Raw genomic sequence first — 20,724 nt, forward strand, 5'->3', positions numbered from 1 at the left:
AAATCATAATCAAAATTTCAAATTAAAACATCTACTAAAAATGAAAAACTACAACATACACTTACTACTTATAATTCTATCAATTGTATCTTTTAGTTATGGTCAAACTAACGAAAACAAACAGGGTAATCTCAAAATAATAACAGATTTATCCCTTAAGGATAATCCAAAAAACTGGAATTTTTCTAAAACTATAAGTACATCCCAAAAGGCGTCTTCCTACAAGAAAATAGCAAAAGATCATTTAAAGAAAAATGATAACCAACTTGCAATGTTGAGTTTAATGACTGGGCTATCCAAAACCAAAAAGCGAGGTCAGATTAAAAAATTTAAAAAGCTACTAACTAAAGATTTTGTTTCCTCTACATTTGATGAATGGTCTAAAGAACACCATAAACTTGAGACAGCAATCACAGAAAAAGAGCTTATCGATAAAATTAAAGAACAATTAAAATTAATTCATCATCTAAAGTATTTAAGAAGTGTAAATGAATTAATTACTGTTTCTGAAAACTTAGAAGACTACAAACCCTTATCTGTTGACATTAAAATTGATGAAGATCTACAGAAGTCTTATAAAGAAAATAAAGCTGCTATTGCCCCCTATTATTATGATCTAGCCCAAAATCTTGAAGGTAAAGCCCAAACAAAATTGGATTGGAAAAAGGTAAGTGCATATTACAGAATAACAACATATTACCAAAAAGATTATGAAGATGCAAATACAAGGGAAAAAAATGCCTTAGAGCATTCTATATACACTCTAAACGTGAGACCTGAAATTATTCAATCGCAAAAATATAGACGTTTAGATAAATCACTTCAACTATTAATTACCGATAGAGTTTCACAAACTTTAAATTATGGTACTTTACCTCATTTAAAACTTTTTGCACCTGAAACTTTAACTGATTATTCCATCCATTTAAGAATATCTGATATTGATGTACAACATGGAAGTGTAAAATCTACAAAGGTAAATTACGATAGAGAGATAGTAACTGGAAAAGACGATAATGGTAACGAAATTAAAAAAAGAGTAAATGCTACTGGTGTAATTTATTCAAAAGAAAGCAAAGCAAGATTGATGATATCTTTGGAAATAAGAAACAACAATTCTAGTGAGATTATGTTTTCTAAAGTATTTAGTGGCCTCAAGCAATGGCACGACAGATGGTATAAGTTAAATGGCGATGAAGATGCTTTAACTAAAAAACAAAAGAGATTATTACCATATTCTACCACTCCGCAAGAAACACCATCTGATTTAAAGATGATACAAGATGCTGTGGAATCTGAACTAAAAAATATGGATAACTTTTTACACTCAAATTTTTTATATGAAAAGGGAAAGGTGTTGTATTAACTTTTACTATGTTGAAGTCGTAAGCCTAGGATAAAATAAAAAATGCGAACTCTTGTTCGCATTTTTTATGTATTAAGTTTAAAGGGATTTTTAATGTAATCCTACTAAATCTCCACTTACATCTTTTGATGGTAAGTCTGATTTACCCATTAAGTATAAGTCTACTTGCCTTGCTGCTTCTCTTCCTTCTGAAATTGCCCAAACGATTAGAGATTGGCCACGGCGCATATCACCAGCAGTAAATATATTTGAAATATTAGTTTGATATTTACCATACTCTGCTTTATAGTTAGAACGGGCATCGGTTTCTATACCTAATTTATCAGCCAATGTACTTTCTGGACCTGTAAAACCTAGTGCTAGTAATGCTAAATCACAAGGCCATGTTTTTTCTGTACCTTCAACTTCAATCAATTGAGGGCGCTGTCCTGGCACCATTTTCCACTCTACATTTACAGTTTTTAAACCTGTAAGCTTATTGTTTTTATCTGTAATAAATTCTTTTGTATTAATTAACCAGTTTCGTTCTACACCTTCTTGATGAGAAGATGACGTTTTTAACTGTAAAGGCCAAAAAGGCCATGGCGTTGTTGGAGAACGATGTCCAGGAGGCTTTGGCATAATTTCAAAATTAACTACTGATTTTGCTCCGTGTCTATTAGATGTCCCTATACAGTCAGAACCAGTATCTCCCCCTCCAATCACAATTACATTCTTATCAGTAGCCATCACTTGATTATCCACTTTTTTCCCAAACAATACTTTGGTTTGCTGTGTTAAAAAGTCCATAGCTTGTACTACACCATCTGCATCAATACCAGGAGTTGGTAAACTTCTTCTTTCAGTAGCACCACCACATAGCACAACTGCATCAAAAGCTTTTAATGCTTCAACATCATAATTTACACCAACATTAACATTAGTTTTAAACGTGATGCCTTCGGCTTCTAAAATAGCTAAGCGACGATCTATAATCTCCTTCTCCATTTTAAAGTTAGGAATACCATAACGTAATAATCCTCCAATTTCGTCATCACGTTCAAAAACAGTAACGGTATGTCCTGCTCTATTTAATTGTTGTGCTGCTGCTAAACCTGCAGGACCAGAACCCACAACGGCTATAGTTTTCCCTGTTCTTGTTTTGGGAGGCTGTGGTTTTATCCAACCTTCTTGAAAAGCGCGCTCTACAATTTGTTTTTCAATATTTTCAATAGAAACTGGATCTTCAATAATACCTAACACACATGATTTTTCACATGGCGCAGGACAAAGACGACCCGTAAATTCAGGAAAATTATTTGTTGAGTGTAATATCCAAGAGGCTTTTTGCCACTCCCCTTGATGTACCATATGGTTAAAATCTGGAATAAGATTTCCTAATGGACAACCACTATGACAAAACGGAATGCCACAGTCCATACAACGTGAACCTTGTTTAGTGATTTCCTCCTCAGACAGAGGCACTGTAAATTCTTTATAATGTTTTACACGGTCTTTTACAGGCGTGTATGTTTCATCTTGTCTTTCAAATTCTTTAAAACCTGTTACTTTCCCCATGATTCTAAGCTGTTAATTCTTCTACCATTTGTTCTTCAGTCTCTAAACGCTTTAATGCACGTTTATATTCAATTGGCATTACTTTTACAAAGTTGCCCAAAGCAGTATCCCAATCTGATAATAAAGTTTTTGCAATTTTACTATTTGTATACAGTTGATGCTTTTCAATAGATGCTTTTAATTCATTAGCATCTTCACTAGTAATATCTTCAAACTCTATGGTTTCTGTATTACACAATCCATTTACAAATTTGTTATCAGGATCGTAAACATAAGCAATACCTCCACTCATACCTGCTGCAAAATTTCTTCCTGTTTTTCCAAGAACTATTACTCTACCTCCTGTCATATACTCACAACAGTGATCTCCAACACCTTCAACTACTGTTGTTGCTCCTGAATTTCGTACAGCAAAACGTTCTCCTGCAATACCATTAATGTATGCTTGACCATTTACTGCTCCAAATAAACATACATTACCAACTATAATATTTTCATTAGCCTCGAAATCTGCGTTTTCAGGTTTCTTAACAATAAGTTTAGCACCTGATAGCCCTTTACCTAGATAATCGTTAGTATTTCCTTCTAGTGTAAATGTTAAGCCATACGCTCCAAAAGCCCCAAAACTTTGTCCTGCAGATCCTGTAAAGTTGATATTTAGAGTGTCTTCTGGTAAACCTAAATGCCCGTAAATTTTAGAAATTTCGTTACTAACTATAGCTCCAACTGTTCTATTAATATTACTAATAGGGTATTGTAGCGTCATTTTCTCTTTACGATACAATGCTCTATGCGAGTCTTTTAAAATAGTAAAATCCAGTACGTTTTCAAGATTATGGTCTTGTGTTTCTGTATTTCTAACAGTCAACTCATTATAAGCAGCAGGTCTATGTAAAATACTTGATAAATCTAAACCTTTGGCCTTGTAATGTTTGATGGCTTTATTAGCATTAATTTTGTGAGTTTGTCCCACCATTTCAGCTAGGGTTCTAAACCCTAATTGCGCCATAATAGTTCTTAATTCTTCTGCCACATAATAGAAGAAATTAATAACATGCTCTGGTGTCCCTTTAAAGTTTTTACGCAACTCTTTGTCTTGTGTTGCAATACCTACTGGACAAGTGTTTAAGTGACACTTACGCATCATAATACATCCTGATGCCACTAGCGGAGCCGTTGCAAAACCAAATTCTTCTGCTCCCAGAAGTGCTGCTATAGCTACGTCTCTACCTGTTTTAAGCTGTCCGTCACATTCTACAACAATTCTGCTTCGTAAGTTGTTTAGCACTAATGTTTGTTGTGCTTCTGATAAACCAAGTTCCCACGGTAATCCAGCATGTTTTAACGATGTTAAAGGCGAAGCTCCTGTACCACCATCATATCCTGAAATTAATACCACATCTGCCTTAGCTTTTGCTACACCAGCTGCAATAGTACCAACACCTACTTCAGACACTAATTTTACATTAATTCTGGCATCGCGATTTGCATTTTTAAGATCAAAAATTAATTGTGCTAAATCCTCAATTGAATAAATATCATGATGTGGTGGTGGAGAAATTAACCCTACAAAAGGTGTAGAGTTACGTGCATTAGCAATCCAAGGCAATACTTTCTCTCCTGGTAATTGTCCTCCTTCTCCTGGCTTAGCACCTTGTGCCATTTTTATCTGAATCTCTCTGGCATTAGTTAAATAGTGAGATGTTACACCAAAACGACCTGAGGCAACTTGTTTAATAGCAGAATTTCTACTATCTCCATTCACATCAGGGTGGAAGCGATTTCTATCTTCTCCTCCTTCTCCAGAGTTAGATTTTCCTCCTATTCGGTTCATGGCAATAGCTAAATTCTCATGTGCTTCACGAGAAATTGATCCATAGGACATTGCTCCAGTTTTAAAACGCTTAACAATTTCTGTCCAAGGTTCTACTTCTTCAATAGGAATAGGATCTAAGTTATCAAATTCAAATAACCCACGAATGGTCATTAAATTCTCAGATTGTTCATTTATTGTTTTTGAATACGTATCATAACTCGCTTGATCACTTAATCTAACCGCCTGCTGTAATTTAGCAACTGTGGTTGGATTAAACATGTGGCGTTCTCCATTACGTCTCCAACGATAATCTCCTCCTATATTTAAACCTAGTTTTTTATCTATAGGTTTTTCTGGATATGCTTGTTTATAGCGTTGGCTAATCTCTTTTTCTATTTCGTACAACCCTATACCTTCAACTCGAGATGCTGTGTAAGGGAAATATTTTTCAACAAATTCTGAATTGAAACCAACAATTTCAAAAATTTGAGATCCTCTGTATGAATGCAATGTGGAAATACCAATTTTATTCATAATTTTTAGAATTCCTTTTCCAATAGCTTTATTGAAATTATCTACAGCTTTTTGCTCATCCATATCAGATATAAAGCCTTCTTTTACCTGCATTCTAATAATTTCGTTTACCATATAAGGGTTTATAGCACTTGCACCATAACCAAATAAGGTTGCAAAATGATGCGGTTCACGAGGTTCTGCAGATTCAATAATAATATCAAAATACGAACGCTTTCGCAAGCGGTTCATCTGATGGTTTACATAAGAACATGCTAATAAAGAAGGAATAGGTGCAAACTCTTCATTAACTCCTCTATCCGAAAGAATTATAATATTGGTTTTACGTTCTAAAGCCTTTTCTATTTGAATGATAATATCATCTAAAGCGTCTTCTAAACCATTCATTCCTTGTGCTTTTGGATAAAGCATTTGAATGGTTTCTGTCTTGAAGCTTTCAATTTGAATAGTCCTTATTTTCTCTAAATCAGCATTAGAAATTACAGGGTTTTGAATCCTTAGCTTTCTACATTGTCTTTCTGTAATACTAAAAATATTTCGGTCTTTACCAAGATTCAAACTGATATCAGTAACAATTTCCTCGCGAATTCCATCTAGCGGCGGATTAGTTACCTGAGCAAATAATTGTTTAAAGTAGTTTGAGATTAATTGAGGTCGATCAGACAATACAGCTAAGGGTGTATCAATTCCCATAGAACCAAGTGCCTCTTTACCTTTTTGAGCCATCGGCGTAATTACCTCTTGAATATCCTCAAAGGTATAGTTAAATAAACGCTGCCTTGTTTTAATATCGATAGTTTCAATAGGACATGTATCATTTGTATAAGGTACATCTCGCAAATGCAAACGTGTTTTGTCTAACCATTCCTTATAAGGACGTTGGTTTACAACTTTTGTTTTTATTTCTTCATCATCAATAATACGCCCCTCATTCATATCAACCAAGAACATCTTTCCTGGCTCTAATCTACCATGCATTTCTATATCTTCTGGCTCAACATCTACGACACCAACTTCTGATGCCATAATTAGTTTCCCACTTTTGGTAACGGTATATCTAGATGGTCTTAATCCATTTCTATCTAATAAGGCACCTATATAGTCTCCATCTGTAAATGGAACAGATGCGGGACCATCCCAAGGTTCCATAATACAACAATTGTATTCATAAAATGCCTTTTTATCGTCGCTCATGGTAGCATGTTTTTCCCAAGCTTCAGGAATCATCATCATCATAATCTCTGGAAGAGAACGATCTGTATGAGTTAACAACTCAACCACCATATCCATAGAAGCAGAATCTGATTTACCTGGTAAAATTATAGGGAACAACTTTTCTATTTGAGGTCCGAAAACATCACTTTTCATGATTTCTTCACGAACACGCATTCTACTTACATTACCTCTAAGTGTATTAATTTCTCCATTCTGACACATGAAACGGAACGGCTGTGCCAACTCCCATGTAGGCATTGTATTAGTAGAAAAACGCTGATGCACTAAAGCTAGCCTTGTTACAAGATCTTCTTGTTGTAAGTCTGTATAATAAGGCCCAATATCTTCAGGCATTATAATACCTTTATATATTAAGGTAGTAGTTGATAAACTAGGCACATAAAAATAAGTGCTTTCAGAAATCTTAGACTCTCTAATTTCATGCTCAGTAATTTTACGAGCAGCATATAATTTTGCCTTAAAAGTAGCCTCGTCTATCGCTTCAGCTTTACCTATAAATAATTGTTCTATATTAGGCTCTGATGCCAAGGCAATTTGACCCAATTGCGTAGAATCTACAGGTACTTTTCTCCATCCTAAAACAGTGAGCCCTTGAGCTTTTACTTCTTTTTCAAAAATAGCTTTACAGTAGTTGTATTGGTTTTCTATTTTTGGCAAGAAAACCATACCAACAGCATAATCTCTCTGTGCAGGGATTTCAAAATCACAAACACGCTTAAAATAATCGTGAGGGATATCAATTAACAATCCTGCACCATCTCCAGTTCTTCCATCAGCACTAACACCACCACGGTGTTCCAACTTCACAAGAATTTCTAGAGCATCATGTATGATTTGATTTGTTCGCTCTCCTTTAAGATTACAAATAAAACCCGCACCACAATTTTCATGTTCAAATTCTGGGGAATATAGACCTTGTTTCTTCAGCATAATCAACGAAATATTTAATTTTAAAAAGCGTCGAACTACAAAGGTAGGCATTGAATTTATATTTCTATTAAGGGCTATTTCATTATTTCGATTTTTTAATCGAACTCAACTTTAAAATAAGTTTCTATCAATAATAATGAGATATTTTAATAAATATTCAATAGATAAAATTCAACCATAAATAAGAATTTGTGAATTATCATGAGTATTAGCTGGTTTTGTTAAAAAATATTACACCAAAATGAAACAAAACTTGATGATTTTTCAATAAATGTGGTTATTGATATTTCATAAAATTTCGTTAAAAAAATAATACCCTTTAAAAAAAAGGGGGTAAAATTTGATAAATCATAAAAATACGCCTAATACCCCCTTTTTTTTATGGGGGTAAATCTTTTTTAAATAGTTTAGCCCAGTCTTAAGGAAATAAATTTTAAAAATTAATAACCAAAATTTAAACATTATGAAAAGATTATTTACCCTTACAATGCTTCTTTTTGCAACAGTAGTATTCGCTCAGGAAGAAGAAGAAAAAAAGCCATCTTTCACAGTTAGTGGTAGTATAGATGCTTATTACAGAGCTAATTTGAATGCTCCTAACGATGAGAATTCTCAAGCTCCTGGATCTTCATTTGCTAACCTACCTGGTTTCGCTTTAGGTATGGCGAACGTAATATTTGGCTACGAGGGAGAAAAAGCAGGTTTCGTGGCTGATTTAGTATTTGGCCCAAGAGGTACTGATGCTATTTTTGCATCTCCTATGTATGGAACAACTCTTGTTGATGACAATGGAGACTCCTACATAAGTGGTACTGGAAATATTGTTAATCAATTATATGCCTATTGGAATGTTAGCGAAAGCGTAACATTAACTATTGGTAACTTTAACACCTTTTTAGGATACGAAGTTATTTCTCCTACTGCTAACTTTAACTACAGCACATCTTACTTATTCTCTTATGGTCCATTTAGTCATACAGGTTTGAAAGCTGATATTGCTTTAGGAGAAGATGCTAGCTTAATGTTAGGAGTTATGAATGATACAGATTTAACTGAATTCAACCCAACAGGTGATTATGCTTTTGGTGCTCAATTAGGATATGCTGGTCAGTATTTAAATGTATTAGTTGACCCTTCTTTCTTTGAAATAGATTTCACAGGTGGATTTGATTTATCCGATGATTTTTATTTAGGTATTAACGCAGCTCACTTAAGTTTAGAAGATGATGCTGGTGGGTTTACTGGTGTAGCTTTATATCCTCAATTAGCAACTTCTGATTCATTTACAGTTGGTTTAAGAGGAGAGTACTTCATGGAAGATAAAGCGTTTGGTGCAATTGGTACTGGGGTTGCTGATTCTAGTGTATTTGCTGTTACTTTAACAGGAAGCTTAGAAGTTGAAAACTTAACTATCAAGCCTGAATTGAGATTAGACAGCGCATCTGATAACGCTTTCTTAGATAACGATTTAATGATGCAGAAAAGCTTAGGTTCTTTTGTATTAGCTGCAATCTACTCTTTCTAATTATATATGAGAAAAACTCAAAAAAAATAAAGAATGGAGTGAGTTCTTTATGAAAAAGAAACTCACTCCTTTCTATTTTATTACTAACCATTAAAAATAAATATTATGTCATTATTAAACATGCCCCTTTTAATGCAAGATACAGCCGCCGTTGAAGGCGATATGGGAATGTTATGGATGCTTATTTCAGGTATTCTAGTATTCCTAATGCAAGCAGGATTCACATTGGTAGAGTCTGGTATGACACGTTCTAAAAACGTGGTAAACATTGCTATGAAAAACGTATTAGATATCGCCGTAGGATCTCTAGTATTCTGGTTTATTGGATATTCTTTAATGTATGGAACTGATGTTGCTGGTGGATGGCTTCACTGGGGAGGTATAATGTTTAATCAAGGTCCAGCAGATTTGTTTTTCCAAACAGTATTCTGTGCAACTACAGCTACTATTGTGTCAGGAGCTATTGCTGGTAGAACAAAATATTCAACATACTTAATATTTTCATTAGTATTAACTGCTTTTATCTACCCAATAGCTGGTGGATGGGAATGGAACGGTGGATGGTTAAATAATACAGATGGTATTATGCCTGCTGAGTTTATCGATTTCGCTGGGTCATCAATCGTACACGCTGTAGGTGGTTGGGCTGCATTAATTGCTGCTGCTTTAGTAGGACCAAGATTAGGAAAATATATTGATGGTAAAGCGGTGTCTATACCTGGACATAACAAATTATTAGCAACTTTGGGTGTATTCATCCTTTGGTTTGGATGGTTTGGATTTAATGGTGGTTCTCAATTAGCTTGGGGTGGCGATGATGCTACTGGAGCTTCTATGGTAGTTTTAGTAACTAATTTAGCTGCATCTGCAGGTGCTTTAGGTGCATTATTCTTATCATGGATTAAATACAAAAAGCCAAACTTAGATATGACGTTAAATGGTGCTTTGGCTGGTTTAGTTAGTATCACTGCTGGTTGTGGTAACATGAGTGAAGGCGGTGCTATAATAGCTGGTTTTATCGGTGGCATTATCGTTGTATTTGCTATGGAGTTTGTTGAGCAAAAACTTAAAATTGATGATGCTGTTGGTGCATTTTCTGTACATGGTGTTGCTGGATTCTGGGGAACAATTGTAATTGGTCTTTGGGGAATTGATGGAGATGCTGGTATCGGTTTATTTAACGGTGGTGGAGCTGATCAGTTCTTAGCGCAATTAATAGGTGCATTAGCTTATGCTATTTGGGCTGTTGTTACGTCTTGGATATTCTTAACTATATTAAAGAAAACTGTTGGACTTAGAGTATCTGAAAAAGTTGAGATTGAAGGTCTTGATTTATCAGAACACGGTGCATTAGCTTATCCAGGTAAGAGACAAAGAGAAATAGAAGAGTAAAACACACATGTTCTTTACTCAAAAAATATAAATAATAGATTTCAATATATAGAAGTTTAAATTATTTAGTTTGACAAAAAAGGGTGCTTTTGATAAAAAAAAAGCATCCTTTTTGCTTGTTTATTAATAAACTAATAATAGTTTTCTATTAATAGAGCATAATACTTAGTCAGTCTATTATTTTTCTATTTTTGAAAGCTAACTAATTAAAATAAAGCTACATTATGAAAAAAATTGAAGCAATTATTAGAAAGTCTAAATACAGTGCTGTTAGGGATGCATTGCATGCTGTAGGTGTTAATTTTTTCACTTATTGGGACGTAACAGGACTAGGTAACGAGAAAGAAGGCCATGTATATAGAGGTGTATCTTATAGCACTAGCGACATCCAGCGTAGATACCTTTCTATTGTAGTAAATGATGATTTTGAAGAAGTTACAATCAAAACACTTTTAGAATCTGCAGCAACTGGAGAAGTAGGTGATGGAAAGATTTTCGTTTCAGATGTAAATGAATGCTATAGAATACGAACAGGAGAAAAAGGAGGAGATACTTTAAAATAAAAATCAAAAATTTATATAGATAACTAATATTATGGAAGGATTATTTACAGCAAATAATGTATGGATGATGATTTGTACAGCACTCGTTTTCTTTATGCATACAGGATTTGCGTTTTTAGAGATTGGATTAACAAGACAAAAAAATACAATCAATATATTATTCAAAAACATATTTATCATCACGGTAGGTTTGTTATTGTATTATTTAATTGGTTTCAACTTAATGTACCCTGGGTTTGAAGAAGGATCTGCTGGATTTTTTGACTTTGCAGGATTTGGAATTGCACCTCCAGAAAATGGAATGACACCAGAATATGCTGATGGTGGTTATACTTGGTGGACAGATTTCTTATTCCAAGGTATGTTTGCCGCCACTGCTGCTACCATTGTATCTGGAGCAGTTGCTGAGCGCATGAAAATAGGACCTTTTATGATGTTTACATTAATATATGTAGGTATTGTATATCCACTTGCTGGCTCATGGAAATGGGGTGGTGGGTTTTTAGATATGAGAGAAACTCCTTTTTATGACTTTGCTGGTTCTACATTAGTACATTCAGTAGGTGGTTGGGCTGCTTTAGTTGCAGTTTGGTTGCTAGGATCTAGAATTGGAAAATTTAAAGATGGAAAACCACAAGCTATTCCTGGCCATAGTATCCCTATGGCAACAGCAGGTGTATTAATTCTTTGGTTAGGTTGGTTTGGGTTTAACGGAGGCTCTGTACTTTCTGCCGATCCTGAATTAACATCTTTAACTTTAGTAACAACATGTTTAGCTGCTGCTGCAGGTGGTGTTGTTGCAGCTTTTGTATCGTTTTTAAAGTATAAGAATTTAGATTTAACTATGTTCTTAAATGGTATATTAGGAGGTTTAGTTGGTATTACCGCTGGAGCGGATCAAATGAGCCCTGAAAATGCGATTGCTATTGGAGCAATTGCTGGTGCTTTAATTGTATTTGCAGTTGCATTTATAGATGCTATTAAATTAGATGATCCTGTAGGAGCTATAGCAGTACATTTAATTTGTGGAATTTGGGGAACTCTTGCAGTTGGTATTTTTGGAAAACTAGCTGGTATTGATCAATTTATTAGCCAATTGGTTGGTATTTTATCTTACGCTGCTATCTGTGTACCTTCATCCTTTATTATTTTCTTTATAATGAAGAAAACAGTGGGTATTAGAGTTTCTGAAAGAGAAGAGTTAGAAGGATTAGATGCCCATGAACATGGCATGGACGCTTATCCAGACTTTAGATTGAATGAACACTAATACATAGCACTGATTATTAATTAAATAAAAAGGTCTCCTAAAATTTCAGGAGACCTTTTTATTTAGAATTTTTCTGAAAACCATATAGTTCCATTATTAGAACCGTCTAATTTATCTATTCTAAACGAACCTATCTGAGGATCAGGTTGTTTGATGAATTCATTTATTGTAAGACTATATCTGAGAAGCATAGTTCCACTATTCCGTGCATTTCGAACAGATACATAAATTTCATTTCCAGCATTTCCAATATCATTAAACCTTTCCCATACACCTGATACATAAGGAGCAATGTCAATAGTATTTATTATAACTCCAGAAGAATTAAAGACTTTAATTTTGTCTTCTGATAGAACCCAAGCATTGCCTTGATTATCAACTGTCAATCTTTTAAAAGAATTATCTTTTATTACACTAGTCCATGAGTTGCCATTCTTCCTATACAGATAAATATCATTTCTTCTTCCTACTTGCGACAAACAAAAAATAGTTCCATTCCCTTCTGAAATATCTATTGTTTTATTATTATAACCAGTTGAAGATGAAAGTATATCCCCGTTATTTGCAATATCAATACCATATTCTCCAGAATTGAAGTTACTATTTATTTTTATTCCATTTTTATACAATTCATGCTTAAAACGATTTTTCTTTACATATATATAATCACCATTTGAATTTGCTCCTACATCAATAATATCTCCCGATGTATTTATATTTTGAACAGAATTAGGAGTATAGTACATGTCTAACAAAGCATTAGCATCTGTAACTGATAAGTTAGACCCTCCAGAAAATGGAAGACCATCACTTATTCTTGTCATTGTTGGTAATGACGAATTTATTGCAGAGCCATTGAAAGAAGAATATAACATTATAGAATTGAAATCAAGACTGGTACCGTAGGCTTGGGATATGCTTATTTCGTAATTATGCGAAAATTCAGATTGAATATTCCCCCAATTTACAGCAATGAAATTATCCCTGTCAGGTCTTGTGTGTTCATGAAAGAAGCCTAAAGCATGAAGTATTTCATGAATGATTGTTCTTTGTGTTGTGCATACTAACTCAATTTCTTGCCTTCCTCCAATCATCCCTAATTTAGATCTCCCACAAAAATTACCTGTACTATTTACGAAATCTATATAGTTACCTGAAGCTTGTTCAACAAAATTAATATTGGTGGCAGATTCTAAAGTATTAATAGCGGTAAGAATATCACTTCTAGCTGCAGTAAATGATATGTTAAAATTAACAGTGCTATTTGTCCATCGATTTAGAAATACACCAGGGGCGGCCTTACTTTTTGAAAATTCTTGCCCCTCAATAGGTCCATGTTTTAAAAATTCAATTTGATTTTCAGTTAAAATAATATCATCTTCAAAAACATTTTTACCATTAATATTTCTGTATGTAACTTGTTTCCCGTCATAAGTATCAATAGTTATTAATTCTCCAAGGCTTGATGGCTCAATTGAGCTGTTTTCTTGATTGTCTGTTCCTTTACTACAATTAGTTAAAGTCAAAAACAGACTAAGGACAAAAAACATTTTCTTCATAATAATTAAAATTTAAGATTAATATTACTCGAATATAGGTATAAGTTTTTATTATAAATATGATTTTTCTCATATTTAAGCATGATTAATCACTCTCTTTTCATTTAATAAAAAAAGTCTCGAATACGAGACTTTTTTTATTAAATGAAGTAAGTTTAAATTCTAAAATTATGCCGAATTTCTACTTGCATTAATATTACCAAATAGAGATCGTGTAACTATCTTTTCAAAGATTAATCGCTCTGCATCATCTTTTGGCACTCCTGCTTTATCAAAATCTTGAACCTTTTTAAGCGCATATTGCTGAATAGTTAATAATGGTAACACAATAGATTCTCTAACTTGAATAGAGGCTTTACCCGCAGGTTCATTTTCCATTAACTCCTCATACCCTGTAAGCTTAAGCAATAGTCTTTTTGTTATTTGGTATTCATCAAAAATAATCTGCCAGAATCCGCCAAACTCTTCATCTTTGGCCATGTATTTAGTAAGGTCAAAGAAAGATTTTGTTAAAGACATCATACTATTTTCTAAAAGCGTTTTAAAGAATTTAGAGTTTTTATAAAGACTTACAACTTTATCCCATTCCCCACTATCTTCATATTTCTTCAAAGCAGTTCCTACACCATAAAATCCTGGAACGTTTTGTTTTAACTGACTCCAAGACCCCACAAAAGGAATGGCTCTTAAATCTGAGAAAACCAATTTATCAGACTTACCACGTTTTGATGGTCTACTACCAATATTTGTCTTAGCGTAGTATTTCAAGGTACTCATACGCTCTAAATATGGAATAAAGCATTCATGACTCTTAAAGTCTTTGTACATCTGGTAACTCGTTTCGGCTAAATCGTTCATTACCGCTCTATCTTCATCAGATAAACGATTTTTATTACCATCAATTCTGTTTTTAATACCAGAACTAATTAATTGTTCTAGGTTATATTGGGAAGAATCGTTGGTTCCAAAGTTAGAACTTACCGTTTGTCCTTGAATGGTAATTTGCACCTCTTTATCTTCGATAGTTGGCCCTAATGAAGAATAGAAATTATGCGTTTTTCCTCCTCCACGTGCTGGTGGTCCACCACGTCCGTCAAAGAAAATAGCAGTAACATCGTATTTTCTAGACATCTCCGTTAAAGCTTCTTTAGCTTTGTAAATACCCCAGTTTGCCATAAGATATCCACCATCTTTAGTCCCATCAGAGAAACCAAGCATGATATGTTGTTTGTTTCCTCTAGCTTTTAAATGCGCTCTGTATTCTGGATTTTGGTATAATTGTTCCATAACACCCGGAGCGTTTTCTAAATCTGGGATAGTTTCAAACAATGGTGCTACATCAACAGTTAAATCATCTTTAAAAGCTACTATTTTTAACATGGCGAATAACTGCATTACGTTAAGTGCTGTTTGGTTATTACTAATAATATACCTGTTAGCACCACGTTCACCATTTGCTTTTTGGATGTCTTTTATAATGGCAATGGTTTTAAGCGTATTTCTAACCATTTCATCTTCAAAAGCATCTAAATCATCAACATCATCAGTGGCTTTAGAAAGTATTTCAATTTGTTCAGCCTCAGATAAATCATGATAATTTTTAGGGAAAGATGAGTCTCCTCTAGCAATTAAACTATCTATTACTGTAGTAAACACACTGTGATGTATTCTACTATCTTGTCTAATATCAAGCGAAGCAAATCTGTAATCAAAAAGATGCACTCTATTTATTAGATTGTTAATTTCATTGACATACAGAGATTGATGCTCTTCAACAATAACATCTCTAATACTCAGCAGTTCATTTCTTAATTCACTTGCTGAAATAGCTTTTTTAGTTTTGAGATTGATACTGTATTCATACATGACAGTTTCAAGACGAATAATACGCTCCTCAACATCTCTAAATGTTAATTTCTTTCTTAAATCTCTTAAATCTTGATAGTACTTTTTAAGGATAGCTTTTTTAAGCTTTTTAGCAACTTTTAGTGTAGTTTCTGGTTTTACAAACGGGTTACCATCACGGTCTCCTCCTGGCCAGAATCCAATATTTATAATGTCGTTATGTTTCTTACCATCATCATAAATATTTGTTTGTATGTAATTATAAATATCGCCAAATGTTTTATAAAACACATTTTCAAGATACCAAATTAAACTCTTAGCTTCTTGATACGGTGTTGGCTTTTTATGTTTAAAGAAAGGAGTTTTTCCTAATTGACCAAATAAGTTATTTATACCATTAAGATCGTTCTCTTTAATAGCTTGCGTTAAGTTTGTAATAATACCTAAAACAGAACCAGGGTAAAACTGTGTTGGATGCGCCGTTAAAACTATTCGCACTTTAAACTCTTCAAGAAAATCTTTAAGTTCTTCTAGTTTTCCTTCAGACCTTGCATTCCCCTTTAAATTTCTTAATGTACCTACACCGTCCATATTGTTTACCACAGGAAAAGCTGCATCTTCTATGGCATCAAACAACACTACTTGTCGCTCTATGTACTGTATAAATCTAAAAAGAAGATCTATTTGACTCTTTTCATTTCTTCTCGCCTGATATTTTTCAAAAAATGTATCAACAATAGTTGTTGGATCATCTCCATTTGCAAAACCTTTTTCACATGTTTCATGAAATAATGGCAACAAAACCCCAGTTTTGGTTACCGCATCAAAAGGCAATGTCATAAAAATACTATTGTATATATTGTATTTAGACAATACGGTTTGATTAAATCTATTTAATTTAGGTTCTACAGACATATATTCAGCTTTAATTAAACTAGCTGCAAAAATACTAAAGGTTTGTTGAAACTACCAGTCCATTTTAAGTTTTGTTAAATTTTATAATTATAAGAATTCTAGTTGTGAATTATTGAATAAAAAACCAACAAAGGCAATATCTTATTAATTTATATTGATACTTGAATTGTTAAATCAAAAAACTTTTACAATAATGAATTAGTATCAAACTTCATTTTAAGCCTTCTTTTCTAAAGATTTTAATTTTTGATTTTATTAAAAATTGTTACTTTTATTATTAATCAACTAACAATTTAATCAAAAGATTAAAGGTCTTTTATAAGACCTTATTTTTATTTAAAATAAAGTATTATCAAGCTTTTTTATTAAGATATTTGCACTTATAGAAGTATAAACTACCCTCAGCCAACACTGTTTTTTGATTAACATTTAAATTAATGGATTTAGTAAAGGAAATAAATCGTCTAAAAAAAGAAAAAAATGCTGTGATTTTAGCGCATTATTATCAGGTAGGCGAAATACAGGATATTGCAGATTACGTAGGTGATAGTTTAGGATTATCTCAACAAGCAGCTAAGACAGATGCTGATATGATTGTATTTGCTGGGGTGCATTTTATGGCAGAAACGGCAAAAATACTGAGTCCAGACAAAAAGGTAGTACTTCCTGATTTAAATGCTGGTTGTTCCTTGGCAGATTCTTGTCCTCCAGAAGCTTTTGAAAAATTCACAAAGGCACATCCAAACCACGTGGTAATAACTTATGTAAACTGCTCAGCAGAAATTAAAGCCTTGAGTGATATTGTTTGTACCTCATCTAACGCGCTTAAAATTGTAAATTCAATACCTAAAGAGACACCTATTATTTTTGCTCCTGATAAAAATTTAGGCAAATATATTATCAATGAAACAGGTAGAGATATGTTACTTTGGGATGGTAGTTGTATTGTACACGAAGCGTTTTCTATGGATAAACTAATAGAACTTCACAAAAAATATCCAGATTATAAAATCATAGCTCACCCTGAGTCTGAAACCCACATATTAAATACTGCTACTTATATTGGATCTACATCTGGGATGATTAATTATGTTAAGGAGCATCAAGATCAAAAATTTATAGTGGCTACCGAAGCTGGTATTTTACATAAAATGCAGCAAGAAATGCCAAATACAGAATTAGTACCAGCACCAGCAAAAGAAGACAATACGTGTGCTTGTAGCGAATGCCATTTCATGAAAATGAACACCATGCAAAAATTATATGATTGTATGCTACATGAATCTCCCCAAATAGAGGTAGATCCTGCTATAATTAAACGTGCATTGTTACCTATAGAGCGCATGCTAGAGCTTTCAAAATAAATTATGATTACTACTAACTATTTAGTAATTGGTTCTGGTATCGCAGGTTTAACCTTTGCCGTTAAAATTGCTGAAGAATTCCCGGATAGAAAAGTAGTTATTGTTACTAAAGATAGTGAGGACGAATCTAACACCAAATACGCCCAAGGCGGTGTTGCAATTGTTTTAGACAAAGATCAAGACTCTTTTAAAAAGCATATTAAAGACACTCTAAGAGCTGGCGACGGCCTTTGTAAAGAGGATGTGGTTAAAATGGTGGTAAAGGAAGGTCCAAAACGATTAAAGGAGCTTCTACTTTGGGGTGCTAATTTTGACACCAATGCAGATGGTAAGTTCCGTTTAGGTAAAGAAGGAGGACATTCTGAATATCGAATTATACACCATAAAGATATTACAGGTTTTGAGATTGAACGTGCATTATTGACACGTGTACATCAATTAGAAAATATAGAATTACTGCCCTATCATTTTGCGATAGACCTTATTACAAAACACCACATAGATGATAAAAAAGCTGAGGATAATACGTGCTATGGTGCTTATGTATTGAATGAAAAAACAGGACATGTTTTTACGGTTAAGGCAGATAGTACATTGTTAGCAACCGGTGGTATAGGTTGTGTTTATGGCCACACTACAAACCCTGTTATTGCAACTGGCGACGGTATTGCTATGGCTTACAGAGCCAAGGCTCGTATTAAGGATATGGAGTTTGTGCAATTTCACCCAACAGCTTTATATGACGCAGAAGGTGGATCTTCGTTTTTAATCTCTGAAGCTGTAAGAGGTTTTGGAGCCTACTTAAGAAACAAAGAAGGCTATCGATTTATGCCCGATTATGATGAGCGTGCTGAGTTAGCTTCTAGAGACATTGTATCACAAAGTATTGATAGTGAGTTAAAAAAATCTGGTGCACCACATGTATATTTAGACTGTACCCACTTAGATATGGATGCTTTTGTAGAACATTTCCCTAATATCTACAATGAATGCTTAAAACGCCATATTAATATAAAAACCGATTGGATTCCAGTAGTACCTGCTTCTCATTATTTGTGTGGAGGTATTAAGGTGAACAAAAAAGGAAAAACTACTATTAAAAATTTATTTTCCTGTGGTGAATGTTCTAGAACAGGACTACACGGTGCAAATAGGTTAGCTTCAAATTCATTATTAGAGGCTTTGGTATATGCACACAATATTTTTAAATATCATACAAAGCATACTATTGAAACAGTAAATCTAGACATTCCTCGTTGGAATGACGAGGGCACTGTAATTCCTGAAGAACATATTTTAATTCAACATAATTTAAAAGAATTACAAGCACTTATGCGTGATTACGTTGGTATCGTTAGAAACAATGCGCGCTTAAAACGTGCCATAAAACGTTTGGATGTAATTTATACAGAGGTTGAAGATTTGTATCGCGAATCTAAAGTAACAACATCCTTATGTGAACTAAGGAATATGATAAATGTGGCACACTTAATTATCAATCAATCTTTAGATCGTAAAGAAAATAAAGGTGGTTATTTTAATAGTGATAATATAAAAGTTATTGTTGGTTAATACCTACCTAAAATAAAAAAGGCACTTCCCTCAAAGTGCCTTTCTTTCATTTCTGGAACAAAAAAAGGTTTATTTACTAAGCATCAGCAATTCGTTACATACTACTTCTGTAATATAACGTTGATTACCATCTTTATCTTCATAACTTCTATTTGTTAACTTACCTTCTATAGCGACTTCTTTTCCTTTAGAAATATAGTTTTCAACTACATTTACCAAACCACCTCTTACAACAATATTATGCCAGTAAGCTCGTTCTACTTTGTTACCGCTTTTGTCTTTATAGCTATCATCTGTAGCTAGCGAAAATTTGGCAATTTTGTTGCCATTGCTAAAGTTTACAATTTCAGGATCTTGACCTAATCTACCAATCAACTGTACTTTGTTTCTAAGTGCGTTCATAATTTTAATTTTTAATGTTTAACAGTTAATACTATCGAGCCTGCCTATCGATAAGCAGGTTCTTATGTTTCGACACTGCAAAGATGTAACAGCAGCAAAAGTTTATTCGGTAATTACTCATTTAATTTCGTTTGTAAATGTTTGTAGTCGTTTGTAAACGGTTATTTTTTACTATATTTGGCATCTATATACAATAAGGGACAAGTGAAAAATATTATTTAAACAAGCGAGAATTTCGCTTTTTTTTGTGAAGTCAGACCTTTAATCCATATTCAGGAATCCACTAATTCAGAAACCCTTACATGAGCATCTTGCCGAAATAGTTCTAATCAAAGGTAATTCTATCAAATAACGTGTCGCACTAGATTAATACCTACCTCTTTTGGGCTTGGTCTTAAAATACGTCCAATAACGGTGCTATTCCTTTTGTTTTGGCTTAGAAATGGAAGCCTTTAATACATCATCTAGAGAAGTGTTTATTTTTAACTTCTCTTCGTATTTTTTTGAGCGTTCTTTGGGATTGTTTTTTTCTTTGTTCCTTATTAGTCAAATAATTTATTTCCATATTTACCTAATCCAGCACCAAATGCTCCTGTAAATAGAAGTTTATCCAAAGATTGAATTTGTTCTGCTGATAACCATTGATAAGTAGGAGAAGCTATAAAATGATAAAACCTAACTAGCAATATTAATATAGCTATAGTCCATAATAAATATAACGAACAAACGAAAACATTATGCTTATGCCTGTTTTTAGAACCTTTGTTTTTTTCCTCGTATATTTCATTTTCATTTTTAGTTATAGCGAGGTTGTCGATAGGAATATTTTCCTTTATCGACTCCAAGTCATTTTCTGTTCCGTTGGTTAATTCCTCCAA

Annotated in this window: 13 protein-coding genes; 7 read left to right on the forward strand and 6 right to left on the reverse strand. The window is 33.5% G+C overall.

Translation table 11 applies throughout. From position 1 onward, the window contains the following. The first annotated feature begins 40 nt into the window (after positions 1 to 40). Positions 41 to 1,366: a hypothetical protein gene (locus EYD46_RS06655; protein ID WP_130936305.1), complete on the forward strand. Its 1,326-nt coding sequence runs from the start codon at positions 41 to 43 to the stop codon at positions 1,364 to 1,366. Between the two features lie 90 nt (positions 1,367 to 1,456). Here the strand turns inward: EYD46_RS06655 and EYD46_RS06660 are convergent, their stop codons facing one another. Further along, a complete protein-coding gene (locus EYD46_RS06660; RefSeq protein ID WP_130936306.1) occupies positions 1,457 to 2,923 on the reverse strand; it encodes a glutamate synthase subunit beta in 1,467 nt (488 codons plus the stop codon). A 4-nt stretch (positions 2,924 to 2,927) separates the two neighbouring features. Further along, a complete protein-coding gene (gltB, locus tag EYD46_RS06665; protein ID WP_229731328.1) occupies positions 2,928 to 7,439 on the reverse strand; it encodes a glutamate synthase large subunit in 4,512 nt (1,503 codons plus the stop codon). Between the two features lie 463 nt (positions 7,440 to 7,902). Between gltB and EYD46_RS06670 the strand changes: the two genes are divergently transcribed. The 4 genes from EYD46_RS06670 to EYD46_RS06685 all read left to right on the forward strand — a co-directional run bounded on the left by EYD46_RS06670 (position 7,903) and on the right by EYD46_RS06685 (position 12,189). Continuing rightward, positions 7,903 to 8,964: an outer membrane beta-barrel protein gene (locus tag EYD46_RS06670; RefSeq protein ID WP_130936307.1), complete on the forward strand. Its 1,062-nt coding sequence runs from the start codon at positions 7,903 to 7,905 to the stop codon at positions 8,962 to 8,964. A 105-nt stretch (positions 8,965 to 9,069) separates the two neighbouring features. Next, positions 9,070 to 10,356 (forward strand): ammonium transporter, encoded by a 1,287-nt coding sequence (locus EYD46_RS06675; RefSeq protein ID WP_130936308.1) that lies wholly within the window; start codon positions 9,070 to 9,072, stop codon positions 10,354 to 10,356. Between the two features lie 224 nt (positions 10,357 to 10,580). Next, positions 10,581 to 10,919: a P-II family nitrogen regulator gene (locus EYD46_RS06680; RefSeq protein WP_130936309.1), complete on the forward strand. Its 339-nt coding sequence runs from the start codon at positions 10,581 to 10,583 to the stop codon at positions 10,917 to 10,919. A gap of 31 nt (positions 10,920 to 10,950) precedes the next feature. Continuing rightward, positions 10,951 to 12,189, forward strand: a complete 1,239-nt coding sequence (locus EYD46_RS06685) for an ammonium transporter (protein ID WP_130936310.1) — start codon at positions 10,951 to 10,953, stop codon at positions 12,187 to 12,189. Positions 12,190 to 12,251: 62 nt separating this feature from the next. Here EYD46_RS06685 and EYD46_RS06690 read toward each other — a convergent pair whose 3' ends face one another. Together EYD46_RS06690 and EYD46_RS06695 are read right to left on the reverse strand one after the other, a co-directional pair. Beyond that, the gene (locus EYD46_RS06690) at positions 12,252 to 13,748 is read right to left on the reverse strand and encodes a M12 family metallopeptidase (protein ID WP_130936311.1); all 1,497 of its coding nucleotides are present in this window, start codon (positions 13,746 to 13,748) and stop codon (positions 12,252 to 12,254) included. A gap of 168 nt (positions 13,749 to 13,916) precedes the next feature. Beyond that, positions 13,917 to 16,508 carry a phosphoenolpyruvate carboxylase gene (locus EYD46_RS06695; protein WP_130936312.1) on the reverse strand — a complete coding sequence of 864 codons (2,592 nt, stop codon included), beginning with the start codon at positions 16,506 to 16,508 and terminating at the stop codon, positions 13,917 to 13,919. A 437-nt stretch (positions 16,509 to 16,945) separates the two neighbouring features. Here EYD46_RS06695 and nadA point away from each other — a divergent pair, with 437 nt between their 5' ends. Continuing rightward, positions 16,946 to 17,872 carry a quinolinate synthase NadA gene (gene nadA, locus EYD46_RS06700; RefSeq protein WP_130936313.1) on the forward strand — a complete coding sequence of 309 codons (927 nt, stop codon included), beginning with the start codon at positions 16,946 to 16,948 and terminating at the stop codon, positions 17,870 to 17,872. A gap of 3 nt (positions 17,873 to 17,875) precedes the next feature. Beyond that, complete coding sequence (nadB, locus tag EYD46_RS06705; protein ID WP_165454354.1) at positions 17,876 to 19,444, forward strand: L-aspartate oxidase; 1,569 nt, start codon at positions 17,876 to 17,878, stop codon at positions 19,442 to 19,444. A 69-nt stretch (positions 19,445 to 19,513) separates the two neighbouring features. On the opposite strand, the gene EYD46_RS06710 is transcribed toward nadB, so the two are convergent. Both EYD46_RS06710 and EYD46_RS06715 read right to left on the reverse strand, forming a co-directional pair. Further along, the gene (locus EYD46_RS06710; protein ID WP_130936314.1) at positions 19,514 to 19,846 is read right to left on the reverse strand and encodes a single-stranded DNA-binding protein; all 333 of its coding nucleotides are present in this window, start codon (positions 19,844 to 19,846) and stop codon (positions 19,514 to 19,516) included. A gap of 542 nt (positions 19,847 to 20,388) precedes the next feature. After that, positions 20,389 to 20,724, reverse strand: a complete 336-nt coding sequence (locus EYD46_RS06715; RefSeq protein WP_130936315.1) for a hypothetical protein — start codon at positions 20,722 to 20,724, stop codon at positions 20,389 to 20,391.

Origin of the sequence: Hyunsoonleella pacifica (assembly GCF_004310335.1) — a bacterium.
Classification (GTDB): Bacteria; Bacteroidota; Bacteroidia; order Flavobacteriales; family Flavobacteriaceae; genus Jejuia; species Jejuia pacifica.